This is a genomic window from Streptomyces nodosus, from assembly GCF_008704995.1.
Classification (GTDB): domain Bacteria; phylum Actinomycetota; class Actinomycetes; order Streptomycetales; family Streptomycetaceae; genus Streptomyces; species Streptomyces nodosus.
Genome location: NZ_CP023747.1, coordinates 1933081 through 1948334, shown reverse-complemented (window position 1 = coordinate 1948334; position 15254 = coordinate 1933081). Strand labels below are relative to the sequence as shown.

12 protein-coding genes and 1 riboswitch are annotated in these 15254 nt (G+C 72.7%); of the genes, 1 reads left to right on the top strand and 11 read right to left on the bottom strand.

All coding sequences use genetic code 11. The annotated features are described in order from the left end of the window. Positions 1-6: 6 nt before the first annotated feature. From cobI to CP978_RS08860, 7 genes are all read right to left on the bottom strand, one after another. Positions 7-756 carry a precorrin-2 C(20)-methyltransferase gene (gene cobI, locus CP978_RS08890; RefSeq protein ID WP_043448304.1) on the bottom strand — a complete coding sequence of 250 codons (750 nt, stop codon included), beginning with the start codon at positions 754-756 and terminating at the stop codon, positions 7-9. Then, positions 753-2108: a cobyrinic acid a,c-diamide synthase CobB gene (locus tag CP978_RS08885; RefSeq protein ID WP_043448303.1), complete on the bottom strand. Its 1356-nt coding sequence runs from the start codon at positions 2106-2108 to the stop codon at positions 753-755. The genes cobI and CP978_RS08885 overlap by 4 nt, the downstream gene beginning before the upstream one ends. Next, positions 2105-2704, bottom strand: coding sequence for a cob(I)yrinic acid a,c-diamide adenosyltransferase (cobO, locus tag CP978_RS08880; protein WP_043439169.1), 600 nt, complete (start codon positions 2702-2704; stop codon positions 2105-2107). The genes CP978_RS08885 and cobO overlap by 4 nt, the downstream gene beginning before the upstream one ends. After that, positions 2704-4806 (bottom strand): putative cobaltochelatase, encoded by a 2103-nt coding sequence (locus CP978_RS08875; protein WP_043439168.1) that lies wholly within the window; start codon positions 4804-4806, stop codon positions 2704-2706. Before CP978_RS08875 ends, cobO begins: the two co-directional genes overlap by 1 nt. A gap of 169 nt (positions 4807-4975) precedes the next feature. Further along, a complete protein-coding gene (gene cobN / locus CP978_RS08870; RefSeq protein WP_043439166.1) occupies positions 4976-8626 on the bottom strand; it encodes a cobaltochelatase subunit CobN in 3651 nt (1216 codons plus the stop codon). Continuing rightward, positions 8623-10155 (bottom strand): cobyric acid synthase, encoded by a 1533-nt coding sequence (locus CP978_RS08865; protein ID WP_043439165.1) that lies wholly within the window; start codon positions 10153-10155, stop codon positions 8623-8625. The genes cobN and CP978_RS08865 overlap by 4 nt, the downstream gene beginning before the upstream one ends. Beyond that, positions 10152-11108 carry a cobalamin biosynthesis protein gene (locus CP978_RS08860; protein ID WP_043439164.1) on the bottom strand — a complete coding sequence of 319 codons (957 nt, stop codon included), beginning with the start codon at positions 11106-11108 and terminating at the stop codon, positions 10152-10154. Before CP978_RS08860 ends, CP978_RS08865 begins: the two co-directional genes overlap by 4 nt. A gap of 118 nt (positions 11109-11226) precedes the next feature. Next, a riboswitch (cobalamin riboswitch) is annotated at positions 11227-11341 on the bottom strand. A gap of 189 nt (positions 11342-11530) precedes the next feature. Between CP978_RS08860 and CP978_RS08855 the strand changes: the two genes are divergently transcribed. Next, a complete protein-coding gene (locus CP978_RS08855; protein ID WP_227745341.1) occupies positions 11531-11740 on the top strand; it encodes a DUF397 domain-containing protein in 210 nt (69 codons plus the stop codon). 284 nt (positions 11741-12024) lie between these two features. Here CP978_RS08855 and CP978_RS08845 read toward each other — a convergent pair whose 3' ends face one another. The 4 genes from CP978_RS08845 to CP978_RS08830 all read right to left on the bottom strand — a co-directional run bounded on the left by CP978_RS08845 (position 12025) and on the right by CP978_RS08830 (position 15172). After that, complete coding sequence (locus CP978_RS08845) at positions 12025-12459, bottom strand: hypothetical protein (protein ID WP_150478171.1); 435 nt, start codon at positions 12457-12459, stop codon at positions 12025-12027. Positions 12460-12503: 44 nt separating this feature from the next. Next, positions 12504-13361 (bottom strand): helix-turn-helix domain-containing protein, encoded by an 858-nt coding sequence (locus CP978_RS08840; RefSeq protein ID WP_043439161.1) that lies wholly within the window; start codon positions 13359-13361, stop codon positions 12504-12506. Positions 13362-13660: 299 nt separating this feature from the next. Next, positions 13661-13876 carry a hypothetical protein gene (locus CP978_RS08835; protein ID WP_043439159.1) on the bottom strand — a complete coding sequence of 72 codons (216 nt, stop codon included), beginning with the start codon at positions 13874-13876 and terminating at the stop codon, positions 13661-13663. Positions 13877-13897: 21 nt separating this feature from the next. Further along, positions 13898-15172, bottom strand: coding sequence for an inorganic phosphate transporter (locus CP978_RS08830; protein WP_043439156.1), 1275 nt, complete (start codon positions 15170-15172; stop codon positions 13898-13900). Between the last annotated feature and the right edge of the window lie 82 nt (positions 15173-15254).

Genomic DNA, 15254 nt, shown 5'->3' with positions numbered 1-15254 from the left:
CGTCGGTCACAGCTTCCCGCCGCGGGTGCCGTCGCGCCGGGCGGGCGCGATCAGGGTGGACAGATAGGGCAGCGGACCCTCGTCGAGGTCGGCGGCCGGGCGGATCGACTCCTCCGGCAGCCCCAGCGCGGACCCCCACACCGCGTCCTCCAGCCGCCCGGTCTCCCGCAGCGCCCGCGCCACCTCCCGCGCCTGCCGCCCGAACTTGTAGGCGACGACGGTGCCGGGCCCGCCCAGCGCGTCCTCGAGCACGCCGGCCCCCGCCGTCACCGGGACCAGCGTGAGCGGCTCGGTGCCCTCGGTCAGCACGGCCCCCGAACGCGCGGCGAGATCCTGCATGGCGGTGATGCCCGGCACGGTCTCCACGACACAGCCCGGCACCAGCTCCCGCACGGTCTCCGCGAGATAGGTGAAGGTCGAATACACATTGGGGTCGCCGATGGTGGCGAAGGCGACCGAGGCGTGCCGCTCGAGCAGCCCGGCCACCCGCTGCCCGGCGGCGTCCCAGGCCGCCTCCCGACGGGCCCGGTCACTGCGCTCGTTGAGCGCGAACACCACCCGGACGATTTTCTCCGAGGGCACGTAGTGCAGCACGGTCGCCTCGGCGCGCCCCGGCTCCCCGCCGTCCCTGCCGTCGGCCCCGGCCATGACGGGTACGACGACGACATCGGCGGCCCGCAGCACGCCCACGCCCTTGACGGTCACCAGCTCGGGGTCGCCGGGGCCCATCCCCACTCCGATCAGCCTGCTGCTCATGACGTCCGGCACCTCTCCACGAACCGACGGGCCACCCCGGGCTCCGCGGCCCAGTGGGTGTGCAGATAACTGGCGTGCACCCCCCGGTGCACAAAACCTTCGACGCGCCGCGCAGGGGCGCGCACCCCCCAGGCGGGAGCCGGTCCCGCGTCGGGCTCGACCACGGTCCGGTGGAACTCATGGCCGCGCATCCGGGTCCCGGCCACCGCGAGCGCGCTGTCGCTCACGGCCACCGCGTCCCGGTAGCCCAGCGTGAGCCGTTCACTCATCCGGGCCTTCGCGTCCAGGACCCCGCACATCGGCAGCCCGTCCAGCTCCCGGCACAGATACAGCAGCCCGGCGCACTCGGCCGCCACCGGCGCACCGCTCCCGGCGAGCGCGGCGACCTCCCGGCGCAGCGGCTCGTTCGCCGACAGCTCGGCGGCATACACCTCCGGGAACCCGCCGCCGATCACCAGGGCGCCGGTCCCCTCCGGCAGCCGCTCGTCGCGCAGCGGGTCGAAGGAGACCACCTCGGCCCCGGCGGCGGACAGCAGTTCGGTGTGCTCGGCATAGGAGAAGGTGAACGCGGGGCCACCGGCGACCGCGACCACCCGACGCCCCGCCATGGGGACGACCGGAGGCTCCCAGGGCTCGCCCGCCGGTCTGCCCGCGCTCCGCGCCAGCGCCAGCAGCGCCTCCAGATCGCACCCCTCGCGCACCCGCGCGGCCATGGCGGCGACGGCCTCCACCGCCTCGGTCCGCCGCTCGGCGACCGGCACCAGGCCCAGATGACGGGACGGAGTGTCCAGCGCCCGCGCCCGCCGCAGCACACCGAGCACCGGCACCCCCGACTCGTCCATCGCCCGGCGCAGCAGCTCCTCGTGCCGGTCGGAGGCGACCTTGTTCAGGATCACGCCCCCGATCCGCACCTCCGGGTCCCAGGAGGCGAAGCCGTGCACCAGCGCCGCCACCGACCGCGACTGCGAGGAGGCGTCCACCACCAGCACCACCGGGGCCCTCAGCAGCTTCGCCACCTGCGCGGTGGAGGCCAGTTCACCCTCCCCGGCGGCCCCGTCGTACAGGCCCATCACACCCTCGACGACGGCGAGGTCACAGCCCCGCGCCCCGTGCAGAAACAGCGGAGCGACCATCTCGGGACCGCACAGATATGCATCGAGGTTCCGCCCCGTGCGCCCGGTCGCGAGCGCGTGATACCCGGGGTCGATGTAGTCGGGCCCCACCTTGTGCGGGGACACGGCGAGCCCCCGCCCGGCGAAGGCCGCCATCAGCCCCGTGGCCACGGTGGTCTTGCCGCTGCCCGAGGCGGGCGCGGCGACGACCAGCCGGGGGACGGACGAGGAGGACGTCACCACTCGATGCCCCGCTGGCCCTTCTGACCGGTGTCCATCGGGTGCTTGACCTTGGACATCTCGGTGACCAGATCGGCGAGGTCCACCAGCTCCGCGGGCGCGTTCCGCCCGGTGATCACCACATGCTGGGTGCCCGGCCGGTTCCGCAGCACGTCCACGACCTCGCCGGTGTCGACCCAGCCCCACTGCATCGGATACGCGAACTCGTCCAGCACATACAGCCGGTACGTCTCGGCGGCCAGATCGCGCTTGACCTGCTCCCAGCCCTCCCTGGCCTTCTGCTCGTTGTCCATCTGCGCGTCCCGCTGGACCCAGGACCAGCCCTCGCCCATCTTGTGCCAGTCCACGGTGCCGCCCTGCCCGGAGGCACCCAGCACCCGCAGCGCGTTCTCCTCGCCGACCTTCCACTTCGCCGACTTGACGAACTGGAACACCCCGATCGGCCAGCCCTGGTTCCAGGCGCGCAGCGCAAGACCGAAGGCCGCGGTCGACTTGCCCTTCCCGATCCCGGTGTGCACCACGACAAGCGGACGATTGCGCCGCTGACGGGTCGTCAGTCCGTCGTCCGGTACGACACTCGGCTGTCCCTGCGGCACTAGGCGGCCCTCCTCGTGGTCCCCTGGACCTCCCTGACAAGACCGGCGATGCTGTCTGCCCGCAACTCGTCCAACGTCACGGCCGTACCGCCCAGTTCACCGGCGAGCTGCCCGGCGAGCCCCAGCCGCACCGGCCCCGACTCGCAGTCCACGACCACGGACGCGGTCCCCTCGGCCGCGAACAGCCGCGCCGCACGCCCGGCGAGGGCGACGGGCTCGGTCCCACCCGTCGCCCGACCACCACCCCGGCCTGAGGCTCCCCCAGAGCTGAACGCCTGGGGGGACCCCCATCGCGCCGCCCCTTTGTCGGTGGCCCGTCCGTCCGTCACCACCACGACCAGCGCCCGCCGCGCGGGATCCCGCAGCCGCTCGATCCGCAGCACCTCGTGCGCCTTGAGCAGCCCGGCGGCGAGCGGGGTCCGCCCACCGGTCGGCAGCGACTCCAGGCGGGCCGCGGCGGCGTCGACGGACGAGGTCGGCGGCAGCGCGATCTGCGCGTCCTTGCCCCGGAAGGTCACCAGGCCCACCTTGTCGCGCCGCTGGTAGGCGTCGAGCAGCAGCGACAGCACGGCGCCCTTCACGGCGCTCATCCGCTGCCGGGCGGCCATCGACCCGGAGGCGTCGACCACGAAAAGAACGAGGTTCCCCTCGCGCCCCTCGCGGGTCGCCTGCCGAAGATCGTCCCGGCGGACCACCAGCCCCGGCCCGGACCGCCCGCGCGCCCGCTGATGCGGGGCGGCGGCCTGCACGGTGGCTGCCAGATGCAGCTTGGTCAGGGCACCCCGGGGCCGCCGGGACCCGATCGTGCGCCCGTGCTCGGTCCGCGCCCGCGAACGCCGCCCGGCGGCCCCCTCACCGAGTCCTGGCACGCTCAGCACCTTGGTGCGGAACGGTTCGGACGCCCGTACGGGGGACTGCTCGCCCGCCCCGCCGCCGGACGGCTGCGGCTCACCGCTGTCGCCGGCCTCGGGCTGCGCGGCGGTGTCATCGCCCTGCGGGCCACCGTCATCGGGCTCCGGCTGCCCGCCGCCATCGCCGGGGCCGCCGTCCGGATCGGAGTCGGGGTCGGGGTCGGGGCCGTCGTCCTCCGAGCCCCCGAACTCCTGGAGCGTTTCGTCGAGCTTGTCCTCGTCCAAGCCCGGCGCGTCGAAGGGGTTGCGCCGCCGTCGGTGGGGGAGAGCCAGCAGCGCGGCCTGCCGTACGTCCTCGGCGAGCACATCGGTCCGCCCGGCCCAGGCGGCGAGCGCGGTGGCGGTACGCGCCATCACGATGTCGGCGCGCATCCCGTCCACCTCGAAGGCCGCGCAGGTGGCCGCGATCTGCCGCAGCGCGCCATCGCCCAGCCGGACCTGCGGCAGCAGCTCCCGCGCGGCCACGATCCGCTGCCGTACGGCGGCTTCCTCCTCGGCCCAGCGCGCGGCGAAACCGTCCGGATCGTCGTCGTAGGCGAGCCTGCGCCGCACGACCTCCACCCGCTGGTCGGGCTCCCGCGAGGCCGCGACCTCGACGGTCAGGCCGAAGCGGTCGAGGAGCTGGGGCCGCAGCTCGCCCTCCTCCGGGTTCATGGTTCCGACGAGCAGGAACCGGGCGGCGTGCCGTACGGAGACGCCCTCGCGTTCGACGTAGGAGGCACCCATGGCGGCGGCGTCGAGCAGGAGGTCCACGAGGTGGTCGTGCAGCAGGTTGACCTCGTCGACGTAGAGGATTCCGCGGTGCGCGTCGGCGAGCAGGCCCGGCTCGAAGGCTTTCACCCCCTCCGAGAGCGCCCGCTCGATGTCGAGCGCGCCGACCAGCCGGTCCTCGGAGGCACCGACGGGGAGTTCGACCATCCGCGCCGGCCGCTCGGCACCGGCCCCCGGCTCGTGCGGCCCGTCCGGGCAGGCGGGGTCGGGCGCGCCGGGATCACAGGAGAAACGGCACCCGGGGACGACGTCCACCTCGGGCAGCAGTGCCGACAGCGCTCGTACCGCCGTGGACTTGGCGGTGCCTTTCTCGCCGCGTACGAGCACGCCGCCCACCCGCGGCGACACCGCGTTCAGCAGCAGCGCGAGCCGCAGGTCGTCCTGACCCACGACGGCAGTGAAAGGAAAGGGCGTGCTCACGCTTGGATCACTCCTTTGAGTGGCTGGTGCCGGACCAGGCCTGGCGAGGTGCTCCGCGACCGCAAGGTGAGCATGTGCTCCCTGCAACCACGGGGATGGTCCCTAGTCGTCGGCTTCGACGAGGTCCTGCTCGCTGTGCTCCCCACCAATGAGGGGTCTTGGGGAGAGATCACCCTTCTCCCTCCAGCTCTCCCTCGAGTTCGAGGTAGGTCGCCCGGAGCCGGTCCAGGGTCTCCTGGTCCGGCTCCGCCCAGAGCCCGCGGTCCGCTGCCTCCAGCAGGCGCTCCGTAATGCCCCGCAGCGCCCAAGGATTGGAGCGCTTCATGAACTCGCGGTTCTCCGGTGCGAAGACGTACTCGCTGGCCAGCTTCTCGTACATCCAGTCGTCGACCACGCCCGCCGTGGCGTCGTAGCCGAACAGGTAGTCCACGGTCGCGGCCATCTCGAAAGCACCCTTGTAGCCGTGGCGTCGCATGGCCGCCATCCAGCGGGGGTTGACCACCCGTGCCCGGAAGACACGGTGCGTCTCCTCGCCCAGTGTGCGGGTTTTGATCTGGTCCGGAACGGCGCTGTCGCCGACGTATGCCTCCGGGCTCGCCCCCGTCAGATGCCGGACCATCGCCACCATGCCGCCGTGGTACTGGAAGTAGTCGTCCGCGTCCGCGATGTCATGTTCACGCGTATCAACGTTCTTCGCCGCCACCGCGATCCGCCGGAACGCCGTCTCCATGTCCCCGCGCGCCGCCCGCCCGTCGAGCCCGCGGCCGTAGGCGTAGCCGCCCCAGACCGCGTACACCTCGGCGAGGTCCGCGTCCGAGCGCCAGTTGCGCGCGTCGATCAGCGGCAGCAGACCCGCGCCGTACGCGCCCGGCTTGGAGCCGAAGATGCGGGCCGTGGCGCGGCGCCGGTCGCCGTGCTCGGCGGTGTCCTCGTCGGCGTGGGCGCGGACGAAGTTCTGCTCGGCGGGTTCCTCCAGCTCCGCCACCGCCCGTACCGCGTCGTCGATCAGCCCCACGACATGCGGGAAGGCGTCCCGGAAGAAGCCCGAGATACGGACCGTGACATCGATGCGCGGCCGGCCCAGCTCCTCCAACCCGACCACCTCGAAACCGGTCACCCGGCGCGAGGCGTCGTCCCAGACCGGGCGGCAGCCCAGCAGCGCCAGGATCTCGGCGATGTCGTCGCCCTGGGTGCGCATCGCGGAGGTGCCCCAGACGGTCAGGCCGACCGACTTCGGGTACTCACCGGTGTCCTGGAGATAGCGCGCCACCAGCGAGTCCGCGAGCGACTGGCCGACCTCCCAACTCAGCCGGGACGGGATCGCCTTGGGGTCGACCGAGTAGAAGTTGCGGCCGGTCGGCAGGACGTTGACCAGGCCCCGGGTCGGGGAGCCGGACGGGCCGGCGGGGACGTAACCGCCGTCGAGCGCCCGCAGGATGTGCCCGATCTCGTCCGTCGTCCGGGCGAGCCGGGGCACGACCTCGGTGCAGGCGAACTCCAGCACGGCCGTCGCGTCCGCGAGTTCGGTGCCCAGCACCTCCCGTACCAGCGCCGGGGCCGCGCCGGCCGCCCAGCCGCGCTCCTCCATGCCCTCGGCGAACCGCCGGCACAGCTGCTCCAGCAGGTCGATGGCGTCGGCGGCCGTGCGCGAGGGCCCCTCGACCAGTTCCGTCAGCTCCACCGGCACCTTCACCGGCGCGCCCGGCTCGGCCAGCAACTCCTTCTCCACCAGGCCGAAGTGCTCCGCGAGACAGGCCCGCAGCCCCGGCAGCGCGTTCGCCTGTCCGCCCCACACCTGGGAGGCGCGCAGCACGGCCAGCACCAGGTTCACCCGGGGCTCACCGACGGGGCCGCCGCCGAGGATGTGCAGACCGTCCCTGATCTGCACATCCTTGATCTCGCACAGATAGCCGTCGATATGCATGACGAAGGAGTCGAAGTCGTCGTCCTCCGGCTGCTCGTCCACATGCAGGTCGTGGTGGAGCTCGGCGGCCTTGACCAGGGTCCAGATCTGGGCGCGCACGGCGGGCGCCTTCACCGGGTCCAGGTCGGAGACCAGCGCGTACTCGTCGAGGAGCTGCTCCAGCTTGGCCAGATCGCCATAGGTGTCCGCGCGCGCCATCGGCGGGACGAGGTGGTCGACGACCGTGGCGTGCCCGCGCCGCTTGGCCTGAGTGCCCTCGCCGGGGTCGTTGACGATGAAGGGGTAGATCAGCGGCAGATCGCCGAGGACCGCGTCCGGGGCGCAGCCTCCGCTCAGCCCCAGGCCCTTGCCCGGCAGCCACTCCATCGTGCCGTGCTTGCCCATGTGGACGATCGCGTCGGCGCCGAAAGAGTTCTCCAGCCAGCGGTAGGCCGCCAGGTAGTGGTGCGAGGGCGGCATGTCGGGGTCGTGGTAGATCGCGATCGGGTTCTCCCCGAAGCCGCGCGGCGGCTGGATCATCACCACGACGTTCCCGAACTGGAGGGAGGCGAGGACGATGTCGTCGCCGTCCACATACAGGTTGCCCGGCGGCTCGCCCCAGGCGTCCACCATGCCGCTCCGCAGCTCGGGGTCCAGGGTGTCGAACCATGCCCGGTAGTCCGCGAGCGGCACCCGTGCGGGCGCGGCGGCCAGCTGGTCCTCGGTGAGCCACTCGACGTCATGGCCGCCGGCCTCGATCAGCCGGTGGATCAACTCGTCGCCGCCGGAGGGGTATTCGGTGAGGGAGTACCCGGCGTCCCGGAGTGCGTCGAGTACCCGTACCGCCGAGGCGGGGGTGTCGAGGCCGACCGCGTTGCCGACCCGGGAGTGCTTGGTCGGATAGGCGGTGAAGACCAGTGCGAGCTTCTTCTCGGCGTTGGGCTTGTGCCTGAGCCGCGCGTGCCGTACGGCGATCCCGGCGACCCGGGCGGCCCGCTCGGGGTCGGCCCTGTACACCGGCACCTCGTCCGGGCCCTGCTCCTTGAAGGAGAACGGGACGGTGATCAGCCGCCCGTCGAACTCCGGGATGGCGACCTGCATGGCCGCGTCCATGGGGGACAGGGCGGCGTCGGACTCGTCCCAGGCGGCCCGGGAGGAGGTGAGGCAGAGGCCCTGCAGCACGGGGATGTCCAGGTCCGCGAGCGCCCCGATGTCCCAGGCCTCCTCGTCACCACCGGCCGACGCCTGCGAGGCATGCGTGCCCCCGGCCGCGAGGACGGTGGCGACCAGGGCGTCGGCGCGCCCGAGGATCTCGTACAGCCCGGCGTCCGCGCCGCGCAGCGAACCGCAGTAGACCGGAAGGGCGTTGGCCCCGTGTGCCTCGATCGCGTCGCACAGGGTGTCGACGAACGCGCTGTTGCCGCTCAGTTCATGGGCGCGGTAGAAGAGCACCCCCACGGTCGGGCGGCCCTCCCGGGCCGCACGGGAACCATGGACGCCGTACTCCGGCATCCTCCGCGGCCCCTCGAAGCCCTCGCCGGTCAGCAGCACCGTGTCGGAGAGGAACCGGGCGAGTTCCGCCAGGTTCTCCGGGCCGCCCTCGACGAGGTACTTCAGCGCCTCCGCCACGACTCCGGCCGGCACCGAGGACTCCGCCATCAGCTCGGCGTCCGGTACGGCCTCTCCGCCCAGCAGCACGGTCGGCACGCCCGATGCCTTCAGCGCGGCGAGCCCGTCCTCCCAGGCCCGCTTGCCGCCCAGCAGCCGTACGACGGCGATGTCCGCGCCGTCGAGCAGCCCCACAAGCTCCTCGCCGACGTCCACCCGGGTGGGGTTGCCGATCCGGTAGGAGGCGGCCGAGGCTCGGGCGGCGAGCAGATCGGTGTCGGCGGTCGACAACAACAACACTGTGCTCATGCGGGTGCTCCCGGTGGAATGAATGGCAGTCCTTGCGGCGCGCCCGACTCGATGAGCCGCCACAGCGCATCCGTGTCCGCGTGCTGTTCGATCAGATCGCCGAGCCGGTCGAGCTGCTCCTCGCGCAGCGCGGCGAACGAGGTGTCGGCGGCCGGCACGAAGCGGCGGCCCGCGGCGGCCGCCACCTCGCGCAGAAAGGCCCGCCGGAAACCGTCCGACTCCAGGGAGCCGTGCCAGTGGGTGCCCCAGACGGCCCCGACCCGGCAACCGTCCAGGCTGTGCCCCTCGCCATCGGAGATGAACCCTTCCCCGCCGGTGACGTCGGCGACCCCGTGGTGGATCTCGTACCCCTCGACCCGCTCACCGAGCGCCTCGCCGACGGGCCGGGTGAGGGTCTTCTCCCGGGCGAACCGGACGCGTACGGGCAGCACACCGAGCCCGTCCACCCGGCCGCGGCGGCTCTCGACCTCGTCCTCGATGTGCTCGCCGAGGATCTGGAAGCCCCCGCAGACACCGAGGACCGGACGTCCCTCGACGGCCCTGCGGACGATCTCCTCGGCCAGCCCCCGCTCCCGCAGCCAGTCCAGGGCCCGGACGGTGCCCCGGGTGCCCGGCAGTACGACGAGGTCGGCGTCGGCCAGCTCCTCGGGCCGGTCCACGAACCGCACGACGACGCCCGGTTCGGCGGCGAGCGCGTCCACATCGGTGAAGTTGGACATCAGCGGGACCGCGCAGACCGCGACCCGCAGCACGTCCGCACCGACGGGCGGAGCCACCACCGACTCCCGCACCGTGCCCCGCAGGGAGACCCGAAGTCCGTCCTCCTCGTCGATGCCGAGCCCGTGCCGGAACGGCAGCACACCATACGTACGCCGTCCGGTGAGCCCGTGCAGCATGTCGAGCCCGGGTTCGAGCAGCGAGACATCGCCGCGGAACTTGTTGACGAGGAACCCGGAGACGAGTTGCTGGTCCTCCGGCGACAGCAGGGCCACGGTGCCGAAGAAGGAGGCGAAGACGCCGCCGCGGTCGATGTCGCCCACGACGAGCACGGGGAGTCCCGCATTGCGCGCGATCCCCATGTTGACGATGTCGGTCCGCCGCAGATTGATCTCGGCGGGGCTGCCGGCCCCTTCACAGATCACCGCGTCATGGCTGCCCCGCAACTCGGCGAGGCAGTCCAGGACGGTGCCCAGAAGCTGCTGCTGCCGCCCGCCGTGGTACCCGCGCGCACTGAGTTCGCCCACCGCCCGGCCGAGCAGCACGACCTGACTGCTGCGCTCCCCGCCCGGCTTGAGCAGCACCGGGTTCATCAGCGCGGTCGGCTCGATGCGGCAGGCCTGGGCCTGCATGGCCTGCGCCCGCCCGATCTCGGCGCCCTCGCGTGTGACGAAGGAGTTCAGGGACATGTTCTGCGCCTTGAAGGGCGCCACCTTCACGCCCTGCCGCACCAGCCAGCGGCAGATCCCGGCGGTGACGACGCTCTTGCCGGCGTCCGAGGTGGTGCCGGCGACCAGCAGTCCGCCGCTCATGACCTGTGCCCCTTCGCGGGAATCCCAGCGGCGAGCATCCGTCCGGCGACGGTGACGCCCAGCGCGAGCATGCCCACCCGGCGCGACAGCCGTACCGCGCGCTCGATGTCCCGGAGGCCGACCGCGCGCCCCGGGCCGTTCAGCACCGGCCGGTGCTCGACGCGGCCGCCGTACGACAGGGTCCCGCCCAGCCGCACCCCGAGGGCCCCCGCGAACGAGGCCTCCACGGGACCGGCGTTGGGGCTCGGATGCCGGTGTGCGTCGGCGCGCCAGGCTCGTACCGCGCCCCGTGGATCCGGACCCGCCACCGCCGCGAGCACGGCGGTCAGCCGCGCCCCCGGCCAGCCCGCGAGGTCGTCCAGCCGGGCGGAGGCCCAGCCGTAGCGCCGGTACCGGGGCGACCGGTGACCGACCATGGCGTCCAGGGTGTTGACGGCGCGGAAGCCGGCCAGCCCGGGCACCCCGCCCACGGCCCCCCACACCAGCGCGCCCACCACGGCGTCCGAGGTGTTCTCGGCCACCGACTCCACCACGGCCCGCGCGATCCCGTCCGCGTCGAGGGCCTGCGGATCCCGCCCGCACAGATGCGGCAGCCGCGCCCGGGCGGCCTCGAGGTCGCCGGACTCCAGGGCATGCCCGACGGCCCGGGCCTCCCGGGTGAGCGAAGTGCCCCCGACGACCGCCCAGGTGGCGGCGGCGGTCAGGGCGACGGACGCGGTACGGGACGCATGGACGGCGGACCCGGCGAGCGCCGCCAGCGAGACGGCGCCGCCCACGCATACGGCGGTGTGCAGCGCGCCCCAGCCGCGGTGGTCCCGCCACAGCAGACGCTCCACGGCGCCCGCGGCCCGCCCGAAGGCGGCGACGGGGTGCCCGCGGCGGGGATCGCCGAGCAGTCGGTCACCGAGGATTCCGGCGGTGGCGCCGTACGCGAAGACCCGGTCAGCACCCATCGGCTCGGCCGACCGCGAGGTCGGTGAGGGCCGGGTCGTTGCATCTGCGTCGGCAGCCGCGCATGGCGATATGTCCTCACTCAGGGTGTCCACGCCCTGGTTCGACGAGACCGGCGGCGAGAGTTCCTGGCTCCCGGGGAGTCTCCTCCCCGGTGACAGTGGCGGGACCGCGCCGGAATCGCACCGGCTTCCTCTGCTGCCGCCGTAGTGGCCCCGGCAGTCCACCACGCCTCCGGAACACCCGTCAACCAGCACTTGACCTGGGACGCTGTGGTGTGCCGAGCCCCACACGCCTGAGGGGCCGTCAGCGACGGGAATCGGTGCTTTCCGCGGTCTTTCCGGGCCGGGAACCTGGGAAGACTAGGGACGGTACGACCGGTAGGACCAGAGCGGCATGACCGACTGATGAGCAGGAGGTCGGTGTGATCGGCAGGCAGTCCTCGGGGCCGATGTGGCGCAAGAGCGGTCACTCGGAGGGCGACGACAACGACTGTGTCGAGGTGGCGGTCGAGGGCGCGCACGTCCTGGTGCGTGACTCGAAACGGCGGGCCGGGCCGGTGCTCGTCTTCCGCCGTCCCGCCTGGTGTGGTTTGCTGGCCGGACTCGGGAACCCGGCGGCGGACGGCTGCTGACGATCCGTCCGGAGAGCGGGAGGCACCCGGGGCGGGGAGGGACCTCATGGGGGACAGGGCCGAGGAATTCCCAGCGCGTGCGGGCGGTCCACGGACCCCGCGCGGACCATGGGCGGCGGTCGCTCCGCTGGCACTTTTTTCCCTCACCACGGGCGTGTTCGCGGTGGTCGCGGGCGCACTGGCCGCACTGCTGGTGCCCGGCTCCACGGCGCGGGCCCTGGTCTGGCTGGTGGTGACGATCGTGGCGGCGGTCAGCGCCGGTCTGTGGTGGGGGCTCACCCCCGTCACGGAGCGTCTCCGCGTTCTGGACCGGGCCGTGGCGAGGCTTCGTCCACGAGGCTCCCGGGGCCGCTGATCCCGGGTGCGCGCACCGCCGCCGAGCGGCGCCGCAGGGCCCGGCCGACGCCCGCCGCGAGCGCGGTGACCAGGGCCGCGCCCAGCACCCCCAGCACCGTCAGGGTCAGCGGGGTCAGGGCGGCGGGACCGACGCCGGACGCGACGTGGGCGGACAGGGCGACGCCGAACAGCAGCACACTGCCGCCGGCCGTGCCCGGCAGCAGACGGCTCGTCGTCGTCCGTGCGGGCCCCGCGGCCCGGGAGCGGGCCGCCCCGGCCCGGGGCGCCGGCCGGTCCGGAGCGGAGCCGGGGGGATCGGCCGCCCCCAGAGAACGGAGCGCGCGCAGTTGCCTGCACCACTCGAGGAAACCGAGGACCGCCATGGGTCTCCCTCCCCGTTGTCCGCCCGGACCGTCCCCGCCGGGCCTCAGCCGTTGTCGAGACTCTCCTTGACCGCGTCGATCAGTTCGATCATCCGGTCGCCTTCGTACGCCTTGGTGCTGATGTCCTCGAAGCACTCCTGGTAGCGGGCCGTGAGGCCGAGGTCGTCACGGTTGGCCACGCTGCCCGTGGCGCCCTCGAGGTAGAGCAGGTCGTCCCCGTCCGTGAAGCCGAGCAGGGTGAAGGACGACCCCATGCTGTAGTGCGCCCCGGCCGTGAACGGCAGGACCCGCAGGGTGACCCGGGGATGCCGGGCCATCGTCTTGAGGTGCTCCAGCTGACGCCGCATCACCCCCGGGCCGCCGATGACCCGGCGCAGCGCCGCCTCGTCCAGCACGATGCTCACCGCCGGGCCGTGGTCCCCGTCGAAGAGCCGTTCCTGCCGGGTGGTGCGCAGCTCCGCGGAACGGCGGGTCAGACCTCCGTTCTCGCGCGGGGCGAGCTGGGCCATGGTGTAGTCCTCGATCTGGAGCAGCGCGTAGACGACGGAGGGGTGGTAGAAGCGGATCGAGGTGGCGGCGCTCTCATAGCCCAGGTACTGGGCGAACTGCGGTCGCACCATGTCGCTGTACGGCGCCCACCAGGACGGCCCCTTCGACCCCCGGGCGGCCTCTTCCAGATCGGTCACCCGGCCCGGCTCGGTGACCCCGTAGAGCTGGAGCAGTGCGCGCAGATCCGTGACGCTCAGGCTGACCGTCCCGGCCTCCAGGCGGATCAGTTTGGACAGGGACCACTCCAGCGCGTCGGCGGCCTCCCGCTGGGTGAGGCCGGCTCCTTCGCGTGCCTTGCGCAACTCGATGCGGAGCCTGCGTCGATTGAGGCTCGGATCGATGTCCCTGGCCATGTCGCTCCCTGCCACACGTCGTCTTCGACTGGTCGGGCGGCCGACGTCGAGCAGCAACTATCGATCAGACTAGGTGAGTCGGGCGTGGGCGGCCAGACGTCTGCCGACAGCCACCTGTCTTTTCGACGTGGTCGCGTGCGGTGGGGAATGTAGCAAACCGTCGTATATCCCAACGGGACGTCGGTAAATGACAGGGCGTCAGGGTGTCGGCGGGGGGCGGTGGAGACGCCGAACCCCCGCAGCGAAAGCTCACTGCGGGGGTTCGAGGCGCATCCTGGACGGGCGGAAGGCCCCTGTGGTCAGGACATGATCAGGAAGATGCCGTACGCCACCGCCGCCGCGCACGCCGCGAAGCAGGCGTATGCGCCGGTGGCCGCCAGGCCGGCGGCGGCGCCCCGGGCCGACTCCTTCTTCGTCAGACCCACGACGCCCAGGGTGAACAGGGTCACCAGGGCCACGGTGATCACAAGGCTGACGCCGAAGACGGAGCCGAGGGCTGCCCAGTCGATGTTCATGAGAGGTGCTCCCTTGTTCCGCTATACCGTCGCGGGGCGGGTCGGCTCGGAGGGGCCCGGGCCCGGGGCCGGGATGGTGGCCTTCAGGCCGGTGGCGGTGCCGGCGTCCGCCGGGGCGGCGTCCGTGGTGAGCGGGCCTGCCGGCGGCGGGATCACCGCGGCGATCGCCGCCGTGACGACGCCCGCGGGCTCCGCAGTGTCGTCGTTGACGTTGTGGACCGTGACCGGGGTGCGGCGGGACAGGGTCCAGATGACGCCGGCGCCGGCGAGCAGCAGCACACCGGTGGCCACGGTGCCCCAGGTGCCCTGCTTGGTGAGCAGTTCGGCGCCCGCGCCGACCAGGCCGGCGGCCGGGAGCGTCAGGCCCCAGGCGACGACCATCCGGGTCGCGGTGGACCAGCGGACCACGCCGCCCTTGCGGCCGAGGCCCGCGCCCATCACGGCGCCGGAGCAGACCTGGGTGGTGGAGAGGGAGAAGCCGAGGTGGGAGGAGGTGAGAATGGCGGCCGCCGCGCTGGTCTGGGCGGCGAACCCCTGCTGCGGCGCCAGATCGGTGAGGCCCTTGCCCAGGGTGCGGATGATGCGCCAGCCGCCCAGATAGGTGCCGAGCGCGATGGCCAGACCGGCCGACACGATGACCCAGGTGGGAGGGTTCGAGCCGGGGGCGAGGGCGCCTCCGGTGACCAGGGCCAGGGTGATGATGCCCATCGTCTTCTGGGCGTCGTTGGTGCCGTGTGCCAGGGAGACCAGCCCGGCCGAGGCGATCGATCCGGCGCGGTAGCCCTTCGAGGCGGCCTTGTCGTCGGCGCGGCTGCCGATGACGTACGACAGACGCGTCGCGAGCATCGCGGCGAGCCCGGCCACGACCGGCGCGGCGACCGCGGGGATCAGCACCTTGGTGACGATCGTCGAGCCGTTCACCGCGGACCAGCCGGCCGAGGACACGGCGGCGCCGATCAGACCGCCGAAGAGCGCGTGGGAGGAGCTGGAGGGCAGGCCCAGCAGCCAGGTCAGCAGATTCCAGAGGATGGCGCCCACCAGGGCCGCGAAGATCACTTCGACGCGTATGCCCTGTTCGTTGATGATGCCGCCGGAGATCGTCTTGGCGACCTCCACCGAGAGGAAGGCCCCGACGAGGTTCAGCACGGCGGACATCGCCACCGCCGCCTTCGGCCTCAGGGCGCCGGTCGAGATGGTGGTCGCCATCGCGTTGGCTGTGTCGTGGAAACCGTTCGTGAAATCGAACACGAGAGCGGTCACGATCACGATTCCAAGAAGGAGCGTGATGTGTTCCATTTCCCCAGGCTTCTGTGGGAGGTCAGTGGCCCGTTGAACGTAGGCAACCTGGGTGAACGGAAGATGAACTGAGACGGTCCGG